The sequence below is a fragment of the Nostoc sp. C110 genome (genome assembly GCF_043099725.1).
GTDB classification, from domain to species: Bacteria; Cyanobacteriota; Cyanobacteriia; order Cyanobacteriales; family Nostocaceae; genus Nostoc; species Nostoc muscorum_A.
In genome coordinates this window covers 2,298,132-2,320,028 of sequence record NZ_CP171148.1, presented here as the reverse complement: position 1 = coordinate 2,320,028, position 21,897 = coordinate 2,298,132, and the positions used below count along the sequence as shown (strand labels likewise).

15 protein-coding genes are annotated in these 21,897 nt (G+C 37.8%); 2 read left to right on the top strand and 13 right to left on the bottom strand.

Features of this window, described 5'->3' with window-relative positions; genetic code table 11:
* Nucleotides 1-331: 331 nt before the first annotated feature.
* Both ACFFRD_RS15510 and ACFFRD_RS15505 read left to right on the top strand, forming a co-directional pair.
* Nucleotides 332-880 carry a type IV pilin-like G/H family protein gene (locus ACFFRD_RS15510; protein WP_392482233.1) on the top strand — a complete coding sequence of 183 codons (549 nt, stop codon included), beginning with the start codon at nucleotides 332-334 and terminating at the stop codon, nucleotides 878-880.
* A 117-nt stretch (nucleotides 881-997) separates the two neighbouring features.
* A complete protein-coding gene (locus tag ACFFRD_RS15505; RefSeq protein WP_392482232.1) occupies nucleotides 998-3,208 on the top strand; it encodes an O-linked N-acetylglucosamine transferase, SPINDLY family protein in 2,211 nt (736 codons plus the stop codon).
* A gap of 301 nt (nucleotides 3,209-3,509) precedes the next feature.
* On the opposite strand, the gene ACFFRD_RS15500 is transcribed toward ACFFRD_RS15505, so the two are convergent.
* From ACFFRD_RS15500 to pseB, 13 genes are all read right to left on the bottom strand, one after another.
* Nucleotides 3,510-10,373: a glycosyltransferase gene (locus ACFFRD_RS15500; RefSeq protein WP_392482231.1), complete on the bottom strand. Its 6,864-nt coding sequence runs from the start codon at nucleotides 10,371-10,373 to the stop codon at nucleotides 3,510-3,512.
* A gap of 181 nt (nucleotides 10,374-10,554) precedes the next feature.
* Nucleotides 10,555-11,535, bottom strand: coding sequence for a hypothetical protein (locus ACFFRD_RS15495; RefSeq protein WP_392482230.1), 981 nt, complete (start codon nucleotides 11,533-11,535; stop codon nucleotides 10,555-10,557).
* Nucleotides 11,532-12,800, bottom strand: a complete 1,269-nt coding sequence (locus ACFFRD_RS15490) for a DegT/DnrJ/EryC1/StrS family aminotransferase (protein ID WP_392482229.1) — start codon at nucleotides 12,798-12,800, stop codon at nucleotides 11,532-11,534. Before ACFFRD_RS15490 ends, ACFFRD_RS15495 begins: the two co-directional genes overlap by 4 nt.
* Before the next feature lie 8 nt (nucleotides 12,801-12,808).
* Nucleotides 12,809-13,780 carry a Gfo/Idh/MocA family protein gene (locus tag ACFFRD_RS15485; protein WP_392482228.1) on the bottom strand — a complete coding sequence of 324 codons (972 nt, stop codon included), beginning with the start codon at nucleotides 13,778-13,780 and terminating at the stop codon, nucleotides 12,809-12,811.
* A gap of 14 nt (nucleotides 13,781-13,794) precedes the next feature.
* On the bottom strand, nucleotides 13,795-14,505 hold the full coding sequence (locus tag ACFFRD_RS15480) for a cytidylyltransferase domain-containing protein (RefSeq protein WP_392482227.1): 711 nt from the start codon (nucleotides 14,503-14,505) through the stop codon (nucleotides 13,795-13,797).
* Between the two features lie 34 nt (nucleotides 14,506-14,539).
* Nucleotides 14,540-15,526: a GNAT family N-acetyltransferase gene (locus ACFFRD_RS15475; protein WP_392482226.1), complete on the bottom strand. Its 987-nt coding sequence runs from the start codon at nucleotides 15,524-15,526 to the stop codon at nucleotides 14,540-14,542.
* Nucleotides 15,527-16,135 carry a class I SAM-dependent methyltransferase gene (locus tag ACFFRD_RS15470; protein ID WP_392482225.1) on the bottom strand — a complete coding sequence of 203 codons (609 nt, stop codon included), beginning with the start codon at nucleotides 16,133-16,135 and terminating at the stop codon, nucleotides 15,527-15,529.
* A gap of 74 nt (nucleotides 16,136-16,209) precedes the next feature.
* On the bottom strand, nucleotides 16,210-17,280 hold the full coding sequence (gene pseI / locus ACFFRD_RS15465) for a pseudaminic acid synthase (protein WP_392482224.1): 1,071 nt from the start codon (nucleotides 17,278-17,280) through the stop codon (nucleotides 16,210-16,212).
* Between the two features lie 4 nt (nucleotides 17,281-17,284).
* On the bottom strand, nucleotides 17,285-17,845 hold the full coding sequence (gene pseH, locus ACFFRD_RS15460) for a UDP-4-amino-4,6-dideoxy-N-acetyl-beta-L-altrosamine N-acetyltransferase (RefSeq protein ID WP_392482223.1): 561 nt from the start codon (nucleotides 17,843-17,845) through the stop codon (nucleotides 17,285-17,287).
* On the bottom strand, nucleotides 17,826-18,956 hold the full coding sequence (gene pseG / locus ACFFRD_RS15455) for a UDP-2,4-diacetamido-2,4,6-trideoxy-beta-L-altropyranose hydrolase (protein WP_392482222.1): 1,131 nt from the start codon (nucleotides 18,954-18,956) through the stop codon (nucleotides 17,826-17,828). The genes pseH and pseG overlap by 20 nt, the downstream gene beginning before the upstream one ends.
* 17 nt (nucleotides 18,957-18,973) lie before the next feature.
* Nucleotides 18,974-19,711 carry a cytidylyltransferase domain-containing protein gene (locus ACFFRD_RS15450; RefSeq protein ID WP_392482221.1) on the bottom strand — a complete coding sequence of 246 codons (738 nt, stop codon included), beginning with the start codon at nucleotides 19,709-19,711 and terminating at the stop codon, nucleotides 18,974-18,976.
* Nucleotides 19,708-20,913, bottom strand: coding sequence for a UDP-4-amino-4,6-dideoxy-N-acetyl-beta-L-altrosamine transaminase (gene pseC, locus ACFFRD_RS15445; protein WP_392482220.1), 1,206 nt, complete (start codon nucleotides 20,911-20,913; stop codon nucleotides 19,708-19,710). The genes ACFFRD_RS15450 and pseC overlap by 4 nt, the downstream gene beginning before the upstream one ends.
* On the bottom strand, nucleotides 20,871-21,860 hold the full coding sequence (gene pseB / locus ACFFRD_RS15440) for a UDP-N-acetylglucosamine 4,6-dehydratase (inverting) (protein ID WP_392482219.1): 990 nt from the start codon (nucleotides 21,858-21,860) through the stop codon (nucleotides 20,871-20,873). The genes pseC and pseB overlap by 43 nt, the downstream gene beginning before the upstream one ends.
* Nucleotides 21,861-21,897: the final 37 nt, after the last annotated feature.

Below are 21,897 nucleotides of genomic sequence, written 5' to 3'. Positions count from 1 at the left end.
CCAACCTGTCAGCTCTCCCATAAAGTCTTTGTAAGTTGGAAAAGGGCTGAAGTGATCTTTAATAACCCGCAACCAGTATCAATCGTATCTCCCCGATGGCTTCAACAGTAGATTTCTTTAACTGAACAATACCGAGATTGGAGGGTCTGCAACTGATATAACCCTTTCTATATAAGGAAAATAGCCTAATAATCTAGCGCGATCGCAATATAAATAAAAACACAGTTGAATAGTTGAAAAAATTTTTGAGGTGGGGTGATATGAAACTAAATACGAGTGGGTAAGTTATATCTAGAACACACAACCACATCCTACACCAGGGAAAACACTTATGAAAACCGAATTGAAAGCAAAGTTTCTCCAACACATCATCGGTAAAAAGAAGGAAAACGAAGGTTTCACACTTATTGAATTACTAGTAGTAATTATCATTATCGGTATTTTGTCTGCGATCGCACTACCTTCTTTCTTGAACCAAGCTAACAAAGGTAAGCAGTCAGAAGCTAAACAGTATACTGGTTCCATGAACCGCGCTCAACAAGCATACTTTTTAGAAAATGCTGCATTTACTACTAGTATGGATCAGTTAGGACTTGGTATTAGAACCCAAACTGAAAATTATGTTTACAAGGTGGCCGGGGATGCTACTCTAGTTACCAATAATGGTTTATCTCTCAAAGCACCTCTCAAATCCTACGCAGGGGTTGGTGTTAGATCAATAGTATTATCTACCAGTGAAGCAACTACTCTAGCTGTGTTATGTCAATCGAACGCTGTTGGTGTGAATGCTGTAACAGATAGTGTATCTGGAACAGCGTCAGCAGCTTCCCCAACCCAACCAACATGTCCCACTGGTTTTGCAGAGTTGACATCGAAGTAAAAACTGGATTTATATATCTAATTGCAAGCTTTATAAAGTGGGTAGTTTAAGCTACCCACTTTAATTTTGTTCTCAATTCTGGGAATAGTACTAGTACTATCCTAAAAATTCTTGACTATGACTTCTGTGCAAATTCCTACTAACATCACCCCATCAGAGCAGCAAGCCCAGCAATATTTTATTAAAGGTAACTATACTCAAGCTGCTAGCTGCTATGAACAAGCTATCGAAACAGAACCAGAAGTGAAATTTCACTACTGGAACTTAGGATTAATGTTGCTATTGCAGGGGCAAGAAGCAGAAGCGCAGATGACTTGGTTGCTGGGTATGGAGGAAGGAGAAGCCGAACAAGTTGAGCAATGGACTGTGGAATTGATAAAGGTTCTGCAAACCGAAGCCGAACGCAGAGAGACACTGGCAGATTATTCAGTTGCTTGGGCACTTCGCCAACATATACGGGAAATTTCTCCTAAATATGTGAATAATCTTCTGTATTTGATTGAGCTATATATCAAGTTAAAAACTTTTACTGGTGATGAATTAACTTCCCTAGAGGTAATTGAGTTAATTCAGTCAGAATCAATTATAGATATTGAGTTATTGTTGCAGATATTAGAGAGTATCATCAATGATGACCCTTTGCATCCCTCTATCCTAGAGTTTGCAGAATGTTGTCTAACCCATGTTAGTGAGCCTCAATCTTTCATTAATATTTTGCTGCCAGCCGCAGTTAAAATTGCTCATTCTATGCAGCAGCCCAAAGTAGCAATATCATTGATTGAGCTATGTTTACGGCTGGAACCTGAAAATACAGAGCTTCTGCGCCATATCGCTGGTTTTTATCTAAAAGATTACAATTATTCTCAAGGAATCGAAATTGCTAAATTATGTTATTCACTCTCAAAGAATTTAACCGATCAAGTCTTTGCTAAACACCTAATACAGCGAGGATTAATGGAAGCTCCTGCTTATTGGAACGAAGCATGTACAGTTTTTCTAGAGCAGGAATCTTTGCTAAAATCTTTAATCGAAGAACAACCTATAAATCTTGAATCAGCTAGAGTATTGCGTCTATTTAATGCCAACTATTATGCACCTTACTTACAAGATAATCCGCAGCAAAATAGACAAATTCAGAATCAATTGGCACAACTCTGTCAGATGAATGTGCAAGAATATGCCACTGAAAAAGTTCAGCGATATAAACAACGTAGTTCAAATAATAGAAATAAGCAAATAAAGATTGGCTACTTATCCCATTGTTTATCTAGGCATTCAGTTGGCTGGTTAGCTAGGTGGCTAATTCAACACCATACCCGTGAACAGTTTGATATTTATGGATATTTTATAAATTATAAACAAGTAGATGATTCGTTGCAGGAATGGTATGTCCAGCAATTTAATCAAGCTTATCTAGGGGGAATTTATAGTGATGACATTGCTGAAAAAATCTACGAAGATGAAATTGATATTTTAATCGACTTGGATAGTATTACTCTAGATGTTACTTGTGAAATTATGGCACTTAAACCTGCACCTGTACAGGTAACGTGGTTGGGTTGGGATGCTTCGGGAATACCAGCAGTTGATTACTTTATTGCTGATCCTTATGTTTTACCCGATTCTGCTCAGGAGTACTATACAGAAAAAATCTGGCGATTATCGCAAACTTATATAGCGGTGGATGGTTTTGAAATCGGTGTACCAACTTTACGACGGGACTCTCTAGATATTCCTAGTAATGCTGTAGTTTTTCTGAGCGCTCAAAGAGGATTTAAGCGCCACCCTGATACAGCACGGCTGCAAATGAGAATTATTAAGGAAGTTCCTAATAGCTATTTTTTAATTAAAGGGGTAGCAGATTCTGAAGCTGTGCAGAAATTTTTTATGCAGTTAGCAGAAGAAGAGGGTGTAGAGTATTCGCGTCTACGATTTTTAGACTTAGATCCTTCTGAGTCTGTCCACAGAGCAAATTTAGCCATTGCTGATGTTGTATTAGATACTTATCCTTATAACGGCGCGACGACAACCTTAGAAACACTTTGGATGGGTATTCCCTTAGTAAGCAGAGTTGGACAGCAATTTGCCGCCCGAAATAGCTACACCATGATGATAAATGCTGGTATCACAGAAGGTATTGCGTGGACTGATGAAGAGTATGTAGAGTGGGGTGTGCGTTTGGGGAAAGATGAAGCTTTACGCCAGCAGGTGGCTTTGAAGTTGAAAGCATCTCGACAAACAGCACCATTGTGGAATGGTAAGCAGTTTACCCGTGAAATGGAGAAAGCTTACCAGCAAATGTGGCAAAGGTATATTGAGAAAAAATAAGTTCGTAAGCTAATCGTCATTCATTTTTCCAGACTGATTCGCTTGTAGTAAGGGCTTCAGCCCTGGTATTATGCAACTTAAATGCTCATTAGCTTAGTGAGGGCTGAAGCCCTCAAAATAACCTATTACAGCAACTAAAAACCCCTCTCCAAACCTCTCCCTGAAACGGAGAGAGGCTTTGAATCTTACTCCCCTTCCCTTGTAGGGAAGGGGCTGGGGGTTAAGTCTGTATTAGACTCTACCCAGAAGTGCTATAGGCAAAACAACCCAAGCACAAATTATTAAGTTTGTAGTGAGCGCTTCAGTGCTTACTACAAACTTCTTTATAGAAGGCTTCTAAACCTTCGACACAAGCTTTATCATCAAAAAGACGATCGTGATTTTGGCTCATTCTTTCAGCAATAGCGCCTCGCCAAGCTTGATCTAGTCCTAATTTGACAGCAATTTCGATATATTCGGCTTCGTTTTGAGCGATGGTATCCGTTACCCCTAGCATTTTTAAGAAGCTCTCAGAATGACGACCCCGCATAAATTCTCCAGGACAGGTGACAATGGGAAGATTACAAGCGATCGCTTCTAGAGTAGTATTACCACCAGACCAAGTAAATGTATCTAGATAAACGTCTGAAAGTAAGTTAATCATTAGATAGTCTAGCCGCTCTGGAATATTGAGGAATACACAATAATCCTCACTGTTAAGTCCAACAGCAGCAAAAGCACGCTTTAAACGTGGCTCAAGTAAAGTACCACGCAAAAACACAAATTTAGCTTCAGGAAGACGACGAGCAATTTCCGCAAAAATAAAATCATATTGCGGTAGGTATTTAAAAGGAGCTTGACAGCACAAGTAAATGACTGCATCATCTCCTAACCCAAAATCTGAACGGGTTTTGATAACTGGGGGAATATATGGCTTAGGGTAAGAAACTCCAATGTTGGGTAAGCGAATTAATTTTTCTGAATAATGTTCTTGGGCATTTTCGGGTTCCATTAACTCGCTAGATAAAAAGTAATCAATTGTGGGTAAGCCAGTCGTTACCGGATGTCCCCAAGCCACGCATTGCAAAGGCGCAAGCCGCAGACCGGCCATTTGCATGGTTTGTGCGTCCATACCTATTTCAGGAAAGACTAAAATATGCAATTTATCAGCAATTATCTGTTCACAAGCTGCTGATAAGTTATAAGGAATATGGTGAAAAACATCGCTGTAATTTTGGAACTGTTGGGTAACAGGATCTGGCTCATTTCCTATGTAGTAACAGTAAATTTCAAAATTTTGGCGATCGCAGTAACGTAACCAGCCAGTTAACCAAAGTGTGCCACTATAAGAATGCAGGTAATGTGAAGCGTAACCAATACGAATTTTTTGATTAGGCTGAAGCTTAGGCATAGATAAAGGAACTAACCATTGTGGATAGTTAGCTGCCATAATTTCATGTACTAACTTTCCATACTGGCGTTGTAAATATATATCATTTTGTGCTTGATATGATAGGTAAAAATTTGTGAGGCGACCTATTCCTGCTAAAGCACTTTGTTGCTCTTCTGTAGTTTTCAGATATGTTTGCTGAATTAAATCTTGTAGTCCTTGAATAAAGCACTGGCGATAGAAGTTAATTTCCTCTTGATTTTCATATATTGATGGAATTGTCAAATATTTGAGAATTTTAAAAGTGTAATCATTTGGTAAGCATTTAGCCGCATTCTCTGCACTTAATATTGCTTCTTGAATACGTCCATTACGCCGTAAATCGATGATTAATGAAAAATGTAATCTTCCTTCTTGAGGGTAAAGTTGAATTCCTTCCTGGAGAGTCTGGAAATATTCGTCTAGCAGGTTTAACTGTCTATAGCAATAACTTAAATTATAATAAATATCTGCATCACCCGATTGGATTTCTAAAAGTTTTTGATATTGAGCGATCGCTTCTGTCCATCTGCCCTCTTGAAATAATCTATTACTTAAATCAAAAACTAAATGCTCTATATGTATATTATTGAAGCTTTCTATTTCATATGCTGGGATATTGTCTATTAGAGATAATGCTAAACCCTCCAGATTTTCATGTCGTAAAATAATTCGACCGTGGAGGAAAGGAATTATAGCTCTTAGTTCAATTTCATCTAAATTTTCCAGCAGAGAAATTTCGCATTCTACAGTAATATCAAAATTTTCTGTTAGTAGCAGATTCATCGCCACAGTAGATAAAACTAAATTGGCATCATCTTCAGAAATGCCATTAGTATTTATAAGTAACGTTATTTGGTTACTATCACAATGATTGATTACCGTTTTAATTACTTGTTCTAATTCTAAAATCAGCGACTCTTCTGATTGTAACCAATCAGGAAAAATTATAATATTGATATTTCCATATTTTACGGCTAATGCGTCTGTAATAGATACCTCCTCTCTACTAGTTAAGTTAGTTTTTTCACCTTTAAATAAAATATTGAGTTGGTTGCTTAAATTATCAATTTGGCAAGAAGGAATTTTACCTACTGCCACTTGTCCTAAAGATTGTTGATCCTCATGTTCTAAAATAATTCTGGCATTGATGCGAGGTAGCAAAGCTTCCCACTGAATATCAGCCAATTTTTTCACTAGAGAAATTTCTAATCCTTCGGTAACGTCTAAATCTTCCTGTACCAAAAGATTCATAGCCACACTAGATAAAAACAGTTCAGCATCCTCACCAGGAATGTTACCAGTATGAATAATTAGGGTAGTTTCTTCGTTATTAGGATGAGTGGCGATCGCCTTGATAACTTGTTGTAAGTCTAAACCAAGAGACTCTTCTGATTGTGACCAATCAGGGAAAATAATTAGATTAATTTTGTTGAGATTTAAATAAATCAGTGTAGCATTAGTTAATACAGAACTAACAGTTTGCGCCATTTTTGCCCAAGAGAACTGTTGTGCCTGTACTAAACCTGCGCTAATTAATGACTGACGAGTAGTATATTTTTGCACTTCACAAAGTGCATTTGTCATTTCATGTACATCATCATCATTCACATATATTGCAGCTTTACCTGCAACTTCTGGAATTGAAGCATTAGGACAAGTAATTATAGGACAACCACAAGCCATTGCTTCTAATATAGGCATACCAAAACCTTCATATTTAGAAGGATAAATAAGCGCCACTGCACCAGAGTAAGCTATTGCTAACTCTTCATCACTAAGATGCAGCAGATGAACGATGCTACCTGATGTATAGGCTCTAAATTCTGGTGGTAATACACCGTCACTTCCTGTAACAACAATATCAAAACCATAGCTACTTGCAAGCTGTGAAAAAGCTTTGAAAAACAAAATACTATTCTTATAAACAGTACCAAGACGGATTAACAGAAAGTAGGGTTTGGTAATACCGTATTTTATTTTAAATTGATGAATATCTTTCTGACTAGCTACTGAAAAGGTTGTATGATCAATCCCATTTTCAGCAATTGTTACAGATTCCAAAGAGATTTGTGGAAAGTAGCTTATTAAATCGCGTGCTGTATTTTTTGAAACTGCAATAAAAGCAGACGCATGTTTAATTGCATAATTTTTTTCTTGCCAGATGATATGATTTAAGTTTGAACCTATTCTTTCTGCTATCATGTCATGAGCCATGAATACAGAAGGTGTAGTAGTCGGCGTTGTATGGTAGGATGAAATAAATAAATCTGCACCTTCTTCATCGCACACTTGCTGTAGCATTGATCGATCGGAGTCAAGATTATCGTAATCATGATATGAGATTGTGCGATATCTAATACCAGGAATTATGGGTGCAGTGCCACCACGGTCAAGCACAACAATATGTTTTGCAAAACCATTATTAACCCATTCTTCTAACAAGGATTTCCAGACACGAGCAATGCCAGTTTGATAAAGTTGAAAGAAAACACCATCAACTATAATTAGTGGTGTTGGTTTTTGAATTTGTGCAATTTGCTGCTGTATTTCATCTGGTTGTAAGAACCGCCAATTATTGCTGCTAAGTTCTTTTTGTGCAATTGGGACTATACCCAATTTTTCAGCATTATCAACCCTCGTTTCATCTCTTACCCATGATAAGTATTCACGCAAAAGAACTGGAAACTTAGTTATTTCCTGTAAAGCCTGCCACTGATAAAGAGCATTACTGTAACCATAGTATTGCTCTTTAAATTGCAATTGTTGTGCTGTTACATAGGCAAAATGCTGGAAAACTAAACCAAGCTTTTCAGTTTCTTCATGTAAAAAAGGATTAACTGCTGCAACATTTTTATATTCACCATCTAACGAGGTTTCTACTAATACGGGAGGTTCATGTGCTGCCCAAAATGCTCCTCGTTTAAATCTCCAAGTTCTTAGCCACTCTTGTTGAGGATTTTGTGTATAGCAGTTACGAGTACTGATAATTAATTTTTCTCCTACAAAATACCAGCACCAATAAAAAGCAGCTGTTTTCTCAGGGTTGCTAATGAACATTTCTCTAGCAGTACAAATCTGCTCTAATGTCCACAATTCATCTACATCTACCTGCCACAACAAACATTCCTCTTGAATGTTAACAATTGGTGCATTTACCATTTCTCGTTTTCCGTCCCAGAAAACACCCTCTGGTTTTCGGTATATTGTGACTTGGGTCGGGTAAAGTTGCGCTACTTCATCTAGATATTCTGTAGTCCCATCGTAACTACGACCATTTTTATGGATTTCATCACTGATATTTCCACCTAGTTTCACACTCCAACTTGTGTCGTGTTTTAAGTCTGCTACACCTTCAACAATATGCCAATGCCATTTAAAAGGAAGATGTTTAAATACTTCAATGTGATACTTAATAAACGGTTGCCCATTTAGGACTATTGTAAAAAAATGAATTGGCAATTCTGGCGTTGAGTTATTAACACCCTTCAAGACTTCTAACTCTTGACGAATAACCAGCTTAGGCAGTTCAATTTTACAAATATTATCACTATTAAAAACTGATTCAAATAAGTATTGAGCAGCTTGATTTTCTGGGATTGTTCTGAGTTCTTGTATAATTTGTGTTAGTGTACTGTTTTTAAGTATTCCAAATGACAACACACTAAGCGGAATGTTGAGTAGTGGAAGTATTTCTAATGCTTGTGGATATGTAATGTTTCCCTGGCGGAATACAAGTTTTTGTTGCTGATTGAATACCCCAGAAATAAATACGCCATCCTCTATTCTGTTTTCTACAGTTGATAGCCAACCTCCGGTAAAAACTCCATTTATATCTTGAGAATCTGTAGATGTTAGGATATCAATGGCTGAGGATATAAATGATTCATCATACTGAGTATAGTTGTTAGCGATAAGTATATAGTCTGCTACTATATTTTCTGTTAAAGATAAAATAGAGTCTATGATAGTTTGATAATTGCTTAATTCGCAATCATTAATTTCATATATCACTATGTTTTTATATCGAGATTTATGCAAATAATCAGGGAAAATTTGACTTTCAATCGGTGATAAAGTATTGTATTTTAGATATATAATAGCTACTAAACAAATATCTGGAACTAAATTATTATGATAATTTAAACTCTGTTCTCTTATGAGAATTTTATGATTTTCTATTTCTTGCAATTCTTGCTTGTAAAAATCTTCTTCTTGTTCTGGCAATCGATTATCCAAATCGTTACTAGGTAAATTATCGAGGGAAGAACCTAGCATAATTCTGTTACAAACTTTATCTAAGCTTGGATCATTACCTGGCTGCAAATCATCTAAACTTTCAAATCTCAAGTCGTGGGAATAAAAATTCTTTATACCAATTGAGCGAAATTTATGAGAAAATTTAAAGAAGTAAGCATTCGTAAAGCGATAAAGTCTCTTTAAATCTTCTGATGTTAGTTTAGATGAATCTTTCAATAGGTTATCAACGAGTTGATTTAGATGTTCAATACTAGTGTCTTGAATAGTGTATCGTGAGGCTTTTTCATAGGATGAAGTTGCTAATGTTGCTGTTGGTACACCTCTAGCGATCGCTTCAATTGCCACTGTGCTAAAAAAGGCGATCGCTGCATCTGTATGCCAAAGCAATGCATAAGAAGTTAACTGCTCAGAAGGCATCACAACGCGGACATTTTCTGGTAGAGAAAATACCTGTTGATAAGCTTTTGATAAAGAATCGCTTTCTATTGGAGTATCTTTATTACCTCCTATATAAGGATGATGACGAATTACTAAGTATTCATTTCTATTTTTAAATATCTCTATTAAATTTTTAATAATATCAAATTGCGTGGTAACTTTTACCTTCCCTTCTAGCGCCGCTAGTTCATCTTCGCTTGACGTAAATACAGCGAATATTTTTGCATCTAACGGTATCCTAAGTTGACGATGGATATTTACCGGACTTGTTTGAAAGTTATAAAAAGCAGGCCAGTTTATATCTATACCATATTCACGCTTTATAAAATAATTTTTAGTCTGTACTAATTCTTCATTAGTCAGTGTTATTTCTTCCCATGCTTTTACACAATCTAAGGGTGGTTGGTAACTCCATGTAGGATGGTTATCAAAGAAAGCAAAGCTATCATCAATCGAACCTCTTTCGTGAGTAATTACGTCAATTTTCATCTGACGTGCTACCTCAAATGCTATGCGATAGGGAGCAAATCGACCATTAAACAAAAATACATTAGTCGGTTGATATTTATTAAATAATCTAATTAATGCATTGTAAGTCACTAAACCATCTATTAAATATTTTCTATGGATACTCTGGACATAATTGCTAGATAGCCCTGCATCAGCTATTCTAAAGTGAGTATGAATAGTTGAAGTCACCCATTGACCAATTGGTAAATTGTAATATTTAGCATTTTTATAGTCTTGAGGAAGGACTGTTTTCACCCATTCATTAGCAATAATATAATCGTCGTTTTCAATGAAATTACGTAGTTGCATATATGGAAGGCTAAATAAATCTTCAAAGAAGTTTTTGCCGACTTTAGCACAGCTTTTACATAATTCTTTGTTATTATTAAACCTTGTAATAGCGCAGTCATTGTAAACTCCATCACAGCCTATAACCAAAACTTCACAGCCGCGAAGTTGCAAGGAAGTAGCTACAACAGCATCGAGTTGGTTATGAACTAACCAAAAGCCATATGGAGAAAAGAACAGAACCTTATTTTTTTTAGACATTATCTTGATGTAGTTGCTAATAAAAACTAAATTGTTTACGTAAGATTTTTTAAACCAAACTGCTGATTATAATCAAATTTCTCAGATGACTTTGATAGAAAAATATTTTTTTACTTTTGGTAGTTATAGTGGTAACAGTTTATAATACCCAATACTCGCAAAAATATTTCAAATTATAAAACTAAATTATCGCCTTGCACAATTGAGCTACTCGTAAATCTGCATTATGCTGCTGTTTACAAAATGTCTTGTCTATTTCACTATTTTGGGTATAATCCAAAAATTCTTGTACCTTTTCTGGCGATTTTAAAGGGACAGTAACTCCCCATTTATTGGTCATCAGTGTATCATTCACACCCATAAGCAAACTGCCTGCTGGTATCCCCATTAAAACTGCTTCAATTAGAATAATGGAAGTAATTCCTAAAACAATATCTTGTTGTTGCAGGGTGTCCAGTATGTCGGTACTTTCGTCAATTGCAAACGGTAAATCTGATTTTGCCAGCAAATCAAGGGAATCACGACACTTACCTTGGCGTGGATGAAACCGGATCAGCAATTTTTTCAAAGGTTTATAGTCAGTTAACACCTTAATTAAGATGCGAAGAATATCAATCTCGTTAGCATTAGGTTGAGAAGCAAATAAAATATTTTGTACTGTTTTTATAGTACTTTTTCTATATTTTTGTCTAGCAACCAACCAAGCAAAATAAGGCTGTCCCACAATGCAAATTCGATTTTTCGGTAATCCATCGGTAAGCATTCCTGTCGCACACACTTCATCTATGGCTGTGATAATATTTGGAAAAATTGCTTCCGCATCAGGATTGTTGAATGGTTGAAAACGCTGACGATAATTTGCCCAATAGTCTATAACAGCAACACTAGGAATACCCTCTTGCCTTGCCCAAAAAATAGCATCGCGTTCAAACTCATCATACTGAGATGTTCCTGTTAGCAGAATATCTCCTGTTAATCTCACAAAAAGAGTTTGGTGTTCCTCAGAAATTGGCGTGCAAGCAACTGCAAGACGTTGAAATTGACGAATGCCTGGGCCTTTAGCATACGCTTCTACCTGTGTACCTGCTGCCCGCAAGGCTGCAACGGTTGCAGCCACAGCATTAGCACCACCTGGATCGTGAGCGATCGCAATAATCTTCATTTATCTTTTCCTCGACTTAACTCTTCAGCATGAGCCAGGACTTTAGCAACAGAAGCTACGAAACGATCAACTAAGTCAATACCCCCAGGTATTTGGATGAGAGTTGTAGATAAAAGTGTCTCGTTATATGTCTTTTCAGCTATGGGACAGACACCAGTAGGATGACTGACAATTGTCTTGCCTTCTTGTTGCAGCTTTTGGAAAAGAGGTAGTCTGTATAAAGGACGCACATAACGCCCCGTTAAAGGACATCCTTCTGCTTGAAGTGCCTCCACAAATCTGTCCCGCGACAATCCAGCTTGTTGTGGATCGATCCAGATGGGATATGTATAGTAAACATGGCGATCGCCACTACCAACTTTAGCCGTCCGCAATGCTTTAAACTCAGACAGCCCTTGGTTTAAAGCTTCAGCAATTTTTAGTCGTGGCTGTGTCAATTCTTCCAAACGTTGGAGTTGAACCTGAGCGATCGCCCCTTGAAGTTCAGTTAAACGGTAATTGTAACCAACAATATCAGCATCTTCATACCAGTTTTCCGCTTCTATTGCGTTCTCTCCATGATTACGCACCAGTGCTACTCGCCGCGCCAAGTAATCATCATTAGTGACTACAATCCCCCCTTCACCACACTGAATCGTTTTGTGACAATTGAGGCTGAAAACTCCCAAATGCCCAATTGTCCCCAACCAACGGCCCTGATGCTGACCTCCTGGTGCTTGGGCATTGTCCTCAATTAGAATCAAACCATGTCGATCTGCTAATTCACGTAAGCGCACCAGTTGGGCTGGGCCCCCAAACAAATTGACTGCGATAATTGCTTTTGTGCGTGTGCTAATAGCACCTTCAACAGCTTCTGGATCAATGCAGCAACTAGCCTCCTCATGATCGACAAAAACAGGAGTACCATTTGCCATAACCACTGCTGTTGCCGTTGCTGACATCGTTTGCGGTGGCACAATTACCTCATCACCAAAACTAACACCAGCTGCAATCACAGCAGCATGTAAACCACTAGTAGCAGAGTTAACACTTAAAGCGTGACGAACATTAAAGTAGTTAGCCCATTGTTCTTCTAAGGAGCGAACTTGTTTGCCACCCATAAAGTACAGTCCAGCAGCACCGATATAGTCAGATAAAATACCGCTTTTCAATACTTGAATCGCGGCTTCAGTCTCCTGAAAACCAGTACTGATATACCTTGGTAATGGCTCTGGAAAAACCTTGGAACCTCCAAGCAAAGCCGGTTTTTCTCTAGTAATAACCATCAAATTACCTACTTAATTAGAAATTTGTTGTTTCTTGCCATTTCAACAACTTGTAAAGCAAGCACACCATCAGCGCCAGAACAGGTTGGTTGTCCGCCAATTTGTGCTAATTGCACAGCTTCGGTAACAGCCCCCAGAATGTGGCCTTTTAAGCCAGCTTCACAGATCATCTTTGCTTGACTTAACTCTTGAAAGCCTGACCATTGGCTAGGTTGAACTGTCTGCCAAGTGACTTGCTGCCCCCCGGCGCTATACCGCAGCATACCGCCGGTTCCCCAGAGTTCGCCTTCGCCGATTGAATACCCAGTTCCACGTACTGCAATCAAATATGCAGTTAATCCGTTGTCCCAGGATAGTGCAATGGACTCAGCAGTGTCATCTTGAAGAACAGGTGATTTTTCCAGACGATATGCACAAGCAACTGATCCGAATAAAGCCAATAACATATCGATCCAATGGGTTCCATTGTGCAATAAACCACCGTTATAGCGTAAGCAAGCACCAATTGGGGTTCCCAAGCCATCATCTTGGTTCGTTAGATTTTTCAAGGCTTGCAGCATTGGTGTCCAACGACGCGAATAGTTAGTTATCAAAATACAGCCCTGTGCAGAGCAAGCAGCTAGCATCATTTCTGCTTCTGCTAGATTAACTCCAAGGGGTTTTTCGCACAGAATGACGCGCGGTTGCCAAGCCAGCGCAGTAATAACTCCCTCAGCGTGTAGGTGAGTAGGACTACATATTGATACTACGTCGAGGTGAAGTCCATCTGGTACATCTTTCAGACTGGAGTATACCTGCGCTTCAGAAAAACGTTGCTGAAAATTTCTACAAGCCTCTGGATCTGGATCTACTCCTAATGCAACTGTTACATTAGGGATTTGGGCATACCCTTCGGAATGGCTGAGTGGATCGCCTTGTCGGGAAATGCCAAAGCGATGCCCAATTTTTCCCAGACCAATAATACCGACACACACTTTCATGAGCTTAATCTCTCTTAGGAGTCAATCCATCCTTGTTGTTGGGCATAGTGAAGAATGTCTACTGTAGTAAATTGGGGATTCTGGGGATAAAGTGCTTCAAAAATGGCTTTGATGCGATCGTAGTCTTCTTGATAGTCAAGGGTAATACGGAAAAAAGGATTACTTAAGCCTGGAGGAGCAATGATATCCAAACGACGATATTGCTCTGGGTGTCGTCGGACGTACCAACCAACGTGTTCACGAAAGGGTTTGCTGGAGGCAAAATCAACTGTCTCGGCTAGTGTTTTCCAAGACAACACCATCAGATCCAGCCCATGAGGATATGAACGCACTTCACAATTAGCAACATAATCCACATGGGGATAAGCCGCGAAAAAGGCACAGATGTGTTGGTCAATTACATAAGGGTCAATTAGGGGACAATCTCCGGTTAAAAGGACACTAACTTCTGCTTGATAGTGTCGCCCAGTTTCCACAACTCGTTCTAAGACATTTTCTTCTGAACCACGAAAGTAAGGAATATTGTGTTTGCTGCATAAAGATGCGATCGCTTCATCTTTTTCATTTGTGGTTGTAGCAACTACTACTTCATCTATATAACGAGCGCGACGGATACGCTCAATCATCAACAACAGCATTGGTTTACCCACTGCTTCCTTGAGGACTTTACCAGGAAGACGTGAAGACCCCATCCGAGCTTCTATTGTGGCAATGACACGATTCACAGTTTTAGTTACTTCTCCAGTTAAATTTTTATATTTATTTATAGAGATTCAAATTGTCCTTAAAATCTGTTACAAAATAAGGCTTTATCTCTGGATTAAAACTGAGTTTGTAATCTCCTCGATTGGGAGAATTAACTCCTACAAAGTCAACTTCTTGCAACTTGCGTTTAAAGCATTCTTCAATTAAATCAAGTAGTAGAAATGTTGAGCCACCAGTTTCTCTGTATTCAGAATTATTCCCAGCAAACATATAATAACCACGCTTACGATCAAAGAGGAATAAAATCGCAGAAACAGGAATTATATCCAGATAGCATACTTTCAGTATTCCAAATCCTTTGTCTAAAGATTTTTGAGTTATTGCTTTAAGTAAGTAAGATTCTTTTTCTATATTTTCTATTCCTTGTCTAGCCCAAACTTCTCGGTGTAGTTTGTCTAAAATATCAATATTGTCAGACACCTGAATAGATAATTTATTCTTGATAGCTTTCCGCATTTCTTGCCGCCTGACAGCGCGGATGCAACTGAGATAAAAGTCAAAGCTCTCAAATTTTGTTAATTTTAATATACTCGTGTATCTGAGTTTAACTTCAAACTTTCCCTTTTCAGGTGTATGGTAGTTATACCATTGAAATGGTCGTAGGTCTTGCAATTGCCATGAATGGGCTAGGGAAATTTTTTCAAATTTTTCTATAAGTTGTTCTATGAACCAAGTTAAAATTAAAAAATCTTCGCAATTTCGTTTGTGATCTGTTTTAGTAAAATTGTCAGATAGTAACAATCCTTGATAGGGCGTGAAAGGGAAAGGAGCAGGTAATGTATTGCCATCTTCAGAAAATAAAATAACAGTGCCTGCAACTATTTTATGTCTAAAAGAGACTGTAATAATTTGAAAGTGAACTCCTAATGAATTAAGAAATTCACTTTTAGCGAAAACAGTTCCCTGAGCAGAATCTTCAACAAAATCATCCCAAATATTTGCTACTTCCTGCCAATTAATTACAAAATCTTTAGTATTCATTTATTTATAAACATAAATACAAACATCACAATGATAGTAGTGATGGAACAATATCACCTTCCTAGACAGATTCTTAATACAGAAATTTAAAACAGCTTCTGGTTCGTGATAAGCCATTAAATCTTCTTGGAAATTTACGTAGGAGGAAATAAAATTAAATGCTAAACCTCTTTCACAGCAAGAAAATGCTTTTTGAATTAAAGTTTCAAGAAAAACTTTGCTGTCAGGAAGGGAGTTATTTAAAACAGCAGATGCAAAAACATAATCATAAGTATAGCTTGGTCTTTCTTGCGTTATATCCAGACAATCAAATTGCATAGTCGGAAATTTATGACGTGCAATTTCAATAGCTTCAGGAACAATATCTACCCCAGAATATTTACAATTTATGTTTTGCTCCTGTAAATATGCTGCAAAATTACCTAAATTGCATCCTATATCTAAAAGCCTACATCCATTTAAATCGCCAATTTTAACAAGTTGAGCATATCGAGCAAGTAGTCCCTCTTTTGAACCCCACTGCCCGGATTCGAGTGAATCACCATATGTTTCCAAAAGAGTCTGATAATGTTCTCGTAGGATCTGTACACTTGTGCTGACTTGGCTCATTGAGATTAATCCTTCATTTTTTAGTTTTTAATATATTGATAGAAACAAAAACTTGCGTTATTTTGAGTATTAATTCACTTTTTCTCCTCAGTTAATAATACTAAGTTCCAGGTAAAAGGCGTACCTTTTTTGATATTTTGATTAACTGCTTTACCAATAACAATTTCGAAAAACTTGGGCGGTAATCCTAAACCTGGGCGTACTGCTCTTAGGTTTTCTGGGGTGAGAATCTCTCCGGCTTTCATATCTTTGGCAACATAGAGCGATCGCCGATACAACAATGACTCTTTTTCAGCCTCAGTTGCTCCATATTTTATATTGCCCAAAGCTTGCCAAGCTCTTTGCGATTCTATTACCAATTGCTGCATCTCTGCTGGTTCCATTGAAAAGGCTGAATCGACTCCACCATCAGCCCGACACAGAGTAAAGTGCTTTTCAATTAATGTAGCTCCTAAAGCAACACTGGCAACAGCAACTCCAATACCCATTGTGTGATCAGATAACCCCACCTGCACATTAAATAACTCGCGCATTTGAGGAATAGTTAGCAGATTAGTATTTTCTGGTGTAGCAGGATAGCTACTAGTACATTTGAGTAATATTAATTCTTGACACCCAGCTTCTCGTGCTGTCCGAACAGTTTCATCTAACTCAGAAATTGTCGCCATACCAGTAGAAATAATCATCGGTTTACCTGTGCTCGCAACTTTACGAATTAGAGGTAAATCGGTATTTTCAAAAGAGGCTATTTTGTAGCAAGGTACATTTAAAGATTCGAGAAAATCTACAGAGGTGGCATCAAAAGGAGTGCTAAACCCAATTATTCCTAGTTCCTCGCAACGCTCAAAGATAGGTTTGTGCCATTCCCAAGGTGTGTAAGCTTGCTGATATAGCTGATACAGAGATTTACCATACCACAGACTATTAGGAGAATCAATGTAAAAATCACCCTCATTTATATCTAAAGTCATCGTGTCAGCAGTATAAGTCTGAAGTTTCAGTGCATCTACCCCAGCTTTAGCAACCGCTTCAACGATATCTAAAGCTCTTTCTAATGAAAGGTTATGATTGCCAGACATTTCGGCAATAACAAAGGGTTTTTGACTACTACCAATTTTCCTACCCTGAATTACTATTTCTTCCATATAATTAGCTTTTTCCAAAACATACTATTTCTATTTTTGGTTTGTTAATTATCCATTCATCTTGCAATAAAGCCATGCTTATCACATCTTCATACTTGCCATTTTTAAGTATATGCTGTTTAAAGCATCCTTCTTCGGTAAAACCAAACTTCTTATGCAATTTTATAGTTGATATATTGAAAGCAAATACTTCACAACACAATTTTCTGATTTGTAATACTTCAAAAATATATTCTAAGAAAAGAAACTCCATAACTGCTCCGCTACCACGTGGTACATTAATATCTCCTAAATAAAAAGCCCAAAAGCATTTTCTATTATGCATATCTACTTGAATTACATTTGCTACCCCTATTGAGCGGGATTTAAATTCAAAGATTTTATAAATAGTACTTTCACTGTTGCTATTATTTTCAAACCATTTTCTATGTTCATCCATACTAATAATGTGGTCGCTGTACATATTGGCTCGAATTCGGTCAGAATTACGCCATTCTAATAACTGCTCTAAATCTGATTCTTCCAGAGGTCTGAGTCGGTATTCTTCACGTTTTGGCATTTCCATTGATTAGATTTCCTTGCAAAATTGACTTACCATTTTCATCAAGATTAATCCTGGTACTTTCAACATCTATTTTTATGTTTTTCAATTTGTTATTGAAAGACCTTAAAACCATAGCTATTCCTTTACCATCTACCAAGTCCTGACCACACCTGACCATTCCTGATCTTGTTTGAGTTGATATCATTAATTCTGAAACTGCTGCTGCTATTTCACTAGTTGAAATATCCTCATGCCAGCCCAAATTAATGCCAGTCACGCCATTCAGTTTTTTGGCACTAGGCCATTGATTATCTGCCAGAATTAACATCACACTAGGCAAACCCATAAAAGCCAGTTCCCAACAAGTGCTACCACCAGCTGTCACTGCCACATCAGCCCAAGCCATTAGCTCAGGCATATTTGTCACATTCCTTTTCAGTTGAATAGGAAAGCGCGATTCCTGACTAGCCGATCGCAGCTGCTCATAATGTGGATTACTTCCTCCAACTACAACAACTGCTTCTAGCTCTTCTATTTCTACTTGTTGCAATCCTTCAATCACCTTAAGAGTTACATTATCTGGATCTGCACCGCCTAATGTAACTAGTAACTTCTTAGCTATTGGAGGGAGCGATCGCTGCCATTCCTGCCAATGCCAAAATTCCCGCCGCAAGATGCTATAGCTTGTACCAAGTAACAGTTTGGTATATGGCTGTCTATTCTTGTACAATTTCTCACAAGCATGAATATTTTGATTTAAAACAATGTCCGCGTGGTACTGTTTGGCGTGTCCATAATCATCAATTAATAAAAATTTTAGCTCTGATTCCTTGATGATTTCTTGATACTTAGCACCGAAATGATAACCATCTAGCACAACCCAATTTGCATTAAACTGGCGTGCGAGTTTCGCTGTTTCTTTGGCATCTTCAGCACTTCCAACTTGAATTGGCAGGTAGATAACTTCCATTCCTTCCGCCTTTAATCGAGTTTTCAAATCTGCTGCTTCCGTTGCCATAAGGAAAATTACCTGACCACCTACATCTTGCCAAGCCTGCGCTAAAGCTAGACAACGCATTACATGACCTGTACCTATTTGTGTTGATGCATCTACTCGGATAAATAGCTTCATTTTTGATAAATTAATTGTTATGCAGCATATTTCTTTTGTTCTACGTGTGCGTTAATTAATGACCAATCAGGATATTTTCTGAGCAAATCTAAACAATCCTCAAGAGTAAATTTTGGAATTTGAGGATAAAGCGCTTCAATAATTCTTTTAATCAGTTCAAAATCATCTGCTGTGTCCACTGTCCAGCGATGTGAACTTTGATTTTCTGAATAAACTACCTGAGCTAATCGATAACGTTCAGGGTGCATATAAATAAATGGAGTAACATGCTCTCGGTCAGGTTGTGCGATTGCTTCTACAAATGCTTGATGTAATGCTAGAAATGAAAAAACCTCAGTATCCATCCCCCGTGGGTAGGTTCTCTCTAAACAGTTAGAAACATAATCAGATTCATATCTATAATCCAGATAAAATTGAATTACCTTTTCAATTACTTCTGGATCAATTAGCGGACAATCAGAGGTAACGCGAACTACTACATCTGCTTGATGTTCTTTAGCTGCTCCATAATATCTGGCTAATACATCTTCTTCAGAGCCTCTAAAATATGGTACTGAAAGACGATTGCAAAGTTCAATGATTGGCAAATCTGTACTATTGATGGTAGTAGCAATTACAATTTCATCAGCCAACTTGACTCGCTTTAATCTCTCAATCTGATATTCTAATAAAGGCTTATCCAATACCTTTTTGAGTACTTTTCCAGGAAGGCGAGTTGAAGTCATTCTTGCCTGAACAATAATTACAGTTTTCATGTCAGGCTCTCTCTTAGCGAAATTACTACTTTATCCTGACTCTCTTCATTTAGCCCATAATATAAGGGGATAGTAATAGCTTCCTCATAGTATTGCTTAACCTGTGGAAAGTCTCCTAATTGAAAACCTAATTTTTGGTAGTAAGGTTGTGTATGAACTGGAATGTAGTGCAAATTCACACCAACTCCTGTGCTGCGAAGTTCTTCAAATATTTGTCGATGAGTTTTATTAATCTTATCCAGCTTGAGCCGAATTACATATAAATGCCAACTAGATTCAGAATCAGGGTGTTGCCAAGGTAACATCAGGGGTAAATCTTGTAGTAGCTGATTATATCTTTGAGCTATCAACCGCCGACATTCTACAAATTTATCTAGTCGTTGTAGTTGACTACTACCCAATGCTGCTTGGATATCTGTCATACGATAGTTGAAGCCTAATTCCAATTGCTGATAATACCAAGAACCGTGACATTCTCCTTGCATTAAATCTGGATTGCGAGTTATGCCATGACTTCTTAATCTAATTAATCTCTGATACAATTCCTCTTGATTTGTTAGTACCATACCGCCTTCACCAGTTGTAATAATTTTTACTGGATGAAAGCTAAAAACTGCCATATCAGAAAATTGGCAGGAACCAATAGGTTGTCCTTGATAGCTCCCACCAATCGCATGAGAAGCATCTTCGATATTTTTGAAACCATAACGCTGTGATAAAGCAGCAATTTGTTCCATCTCACAAGATTGCCCTGCAAAATGCACGGATATTAACACTTTAGGCAAACAACCTTGCTTTTCTGCCTCAGCTAATTTACTTTCTAATTCATCTACGCTCAAATTGTAGGTATTTGGGTTAATATCAACAAAGTCAACCTTTGCACCACAGTAAAGTCCACAATTAGCTGAGGCAACAAAGGTATTTGGTGATGTCCACAGAATATCTCCTTGCCCCAAGCTAGCAGCAAGACAAGCAATATGTAATGCAGCTGTCGCACTAGAAACCGCTACGGCATATTTCGCTCCACAGTAGTTGGCAACAGCTTGCTCAAATCTCTCTATAGCTGGGCCTTGAGTAATCCAGTCTGAGCGCAAAACTTCAATTACAGCATCAATATCTTCTTGATTAATATCTTGCCTTCCATAAGGAATGTAGTCACTCATTGCTTCAGCATATCTAGTAATTGGAAACCTTTTAGCCATTCTGTATTTATCTCAGAGCTATACTCAAACCCTTCTGGAACGGGGATTCCTTTTTCACTTAAAGCATTGCAGGCATAATCCACAGAATGAGCATATTCAATAGTTGGTCTAATTACATAATGATCTGAAAACTCCAATACTAAATGTGAAGCCTCAGAAGAAAACATGGCTTCATGTAATTTTTCTCCTGGTCTAATACCAACAATTTTAATTGGAACTCCGGGTGCAAGTGTTTCAGATAAATCGGTAATTTTCATTGAAGGAATCTTAGGTACAAATATTTCTCCTCCTTGCATTCTTTCAAAGCTATTAAAAACTAAATCTACAGCTTGTTGGAGTGTAATCCAAAAGCGAGTCATGCGTGGATCTGTAATAGGAATCTCTGGGGCTTTTTCTTTAATCAGCTTTTGAAAAAAAGGCACTACCGAGCCTCTTGAACCGACAACATTACCGTAGCGAACTACGGCAAACCGGGTTTTCATTTCCCCAACAATATTATTAGCTGCAACAAAAAGTTTGTCAGCAGCTAGCTTGGTTGCACCATAGAGATTAATTGGATTAACTGCTTTATCCGTTGAGAGGGCAATCACCTTTTCTACTTCTTGATCGAGGGCGATATCAATAACATTATTTGCCCCATGAATATTAGTTTTAATACATTCCATTGGGTTATACTCAGCAGCAGGAATATGCTTGAGCGCCGCAGCATGAATTACATAATCGACACCCCGCATTGCCAGACGTAGCCGATCGCGATCGCGCACATCTCCAATGAAATAGCGCATCACTGGTGCATTAAACTCCTGCGCCATTTCGTACTGCTTCAGTTCATCCCGTGAATAAACTATGACTTTCTGAGGTTGATATCGGCTAAGAACCGTTTTTACAAATTGCTTGCCAAAGGAGCCTGTACCACCAGTAATTAAAATAGATTTGCCGTTAAACATCTTGTATTTATTTTTAATCTCAAAATTAATGATTTTC

Coding starts and splice junctions, on each gene's coding strand:
- pseB (WP_392482219.1), bottom strand. CDS start 21,860: ATGTTTAACGGCAAATCTATTTTAATTACTGGTGGTACAGGCTCCTTT.
- pseC (WP_392482220.1), bottom strand. CDS start 20,913: ATGGCTAAAAGGTTTCCAATTACTAGATATGCTGAAGCAATGAGTGAC.
- ACFFRD_RS15475 (WP_392482226.1), bottom strand. CDS start 15,526: ATGAATACTAAAGATTTTGTAATTAATTGGCAGGAAGTAGCAAATATT.
- ACFFRD_RS15485 (WP_392482228.1), bottom strand. CDS start 13,780: ATGAAAGTGTGTGTCGGTATTATTGGTCTGGGAAAAATTGGGCATCGC.
- ACFFRD_RS15450 (WP_392482221.1), bottom strand. CDS start 19,711: ATGAAAACTGTAATTATTGTTCAGGCAAGAATGACTTCAACTCGCCTT.
- pseH (WP_392482223.1), bottom strand. CDS start 17,845: ATGGAAATGCCAAAACGTGAAGAATACCGACTCAGACCTCTGGAAGAA.
- ACFFRD_RS15495 (WP_392482230.1), bottom strand. CDS start 11,535: ATGAAGATTATTGCGATCGCTCACGATCCAGGTGGTGCTAATGCTGTG.
- pseI (WP_392482224.1), bottom strand. CDS start 17,280: ATGGAAGAAATAGTAATTCAGGGTAGGAAAATTGGTAGTAGTCAAAAA.
- ACFFRD_RS15490 (WP_392482229.1), bottom strand. CDS start 12,800: ATGGTTATTACTAGAGAAAAACCGGCTTTGCTTGGAGGTTCCAAGGTT.
- ACFFRD_RS15505 (WP_392482232.1), top strand. CDS start 998: ATGACTTCTGTGCAAATTCCTACTAACATCACCCCATCAGAGCAGCAA.
- ACFFRD_RS15500 (WP_392482231.1), bottom strand. CDS start 10,373: ATGTCTAAAAAAAATAAGGTTCTGTTCTTTTCTCCATATGGCTTTTGG.
- pseG (WP_392482222.1), bottom strand. CDS start 18,956: ATGAAGCTATTTATCCGAGTAGATGCATCAACACAAATAGGTACAGGT.
- ACFFRD_RS15510 (WP_392482233.1), top strand. CDS start 332: ATGAAAACCGAATTGAAAGCAAAGTTTCTCCAACACATCATCGGTAAA.
- ACFFRD_RS15470 (WP_392482225.1), bottom strand. CDS start 16,135: ATGAGCCAAGTCAGCACAAGTGTACAGATCCTACGAGAACATTATCAG.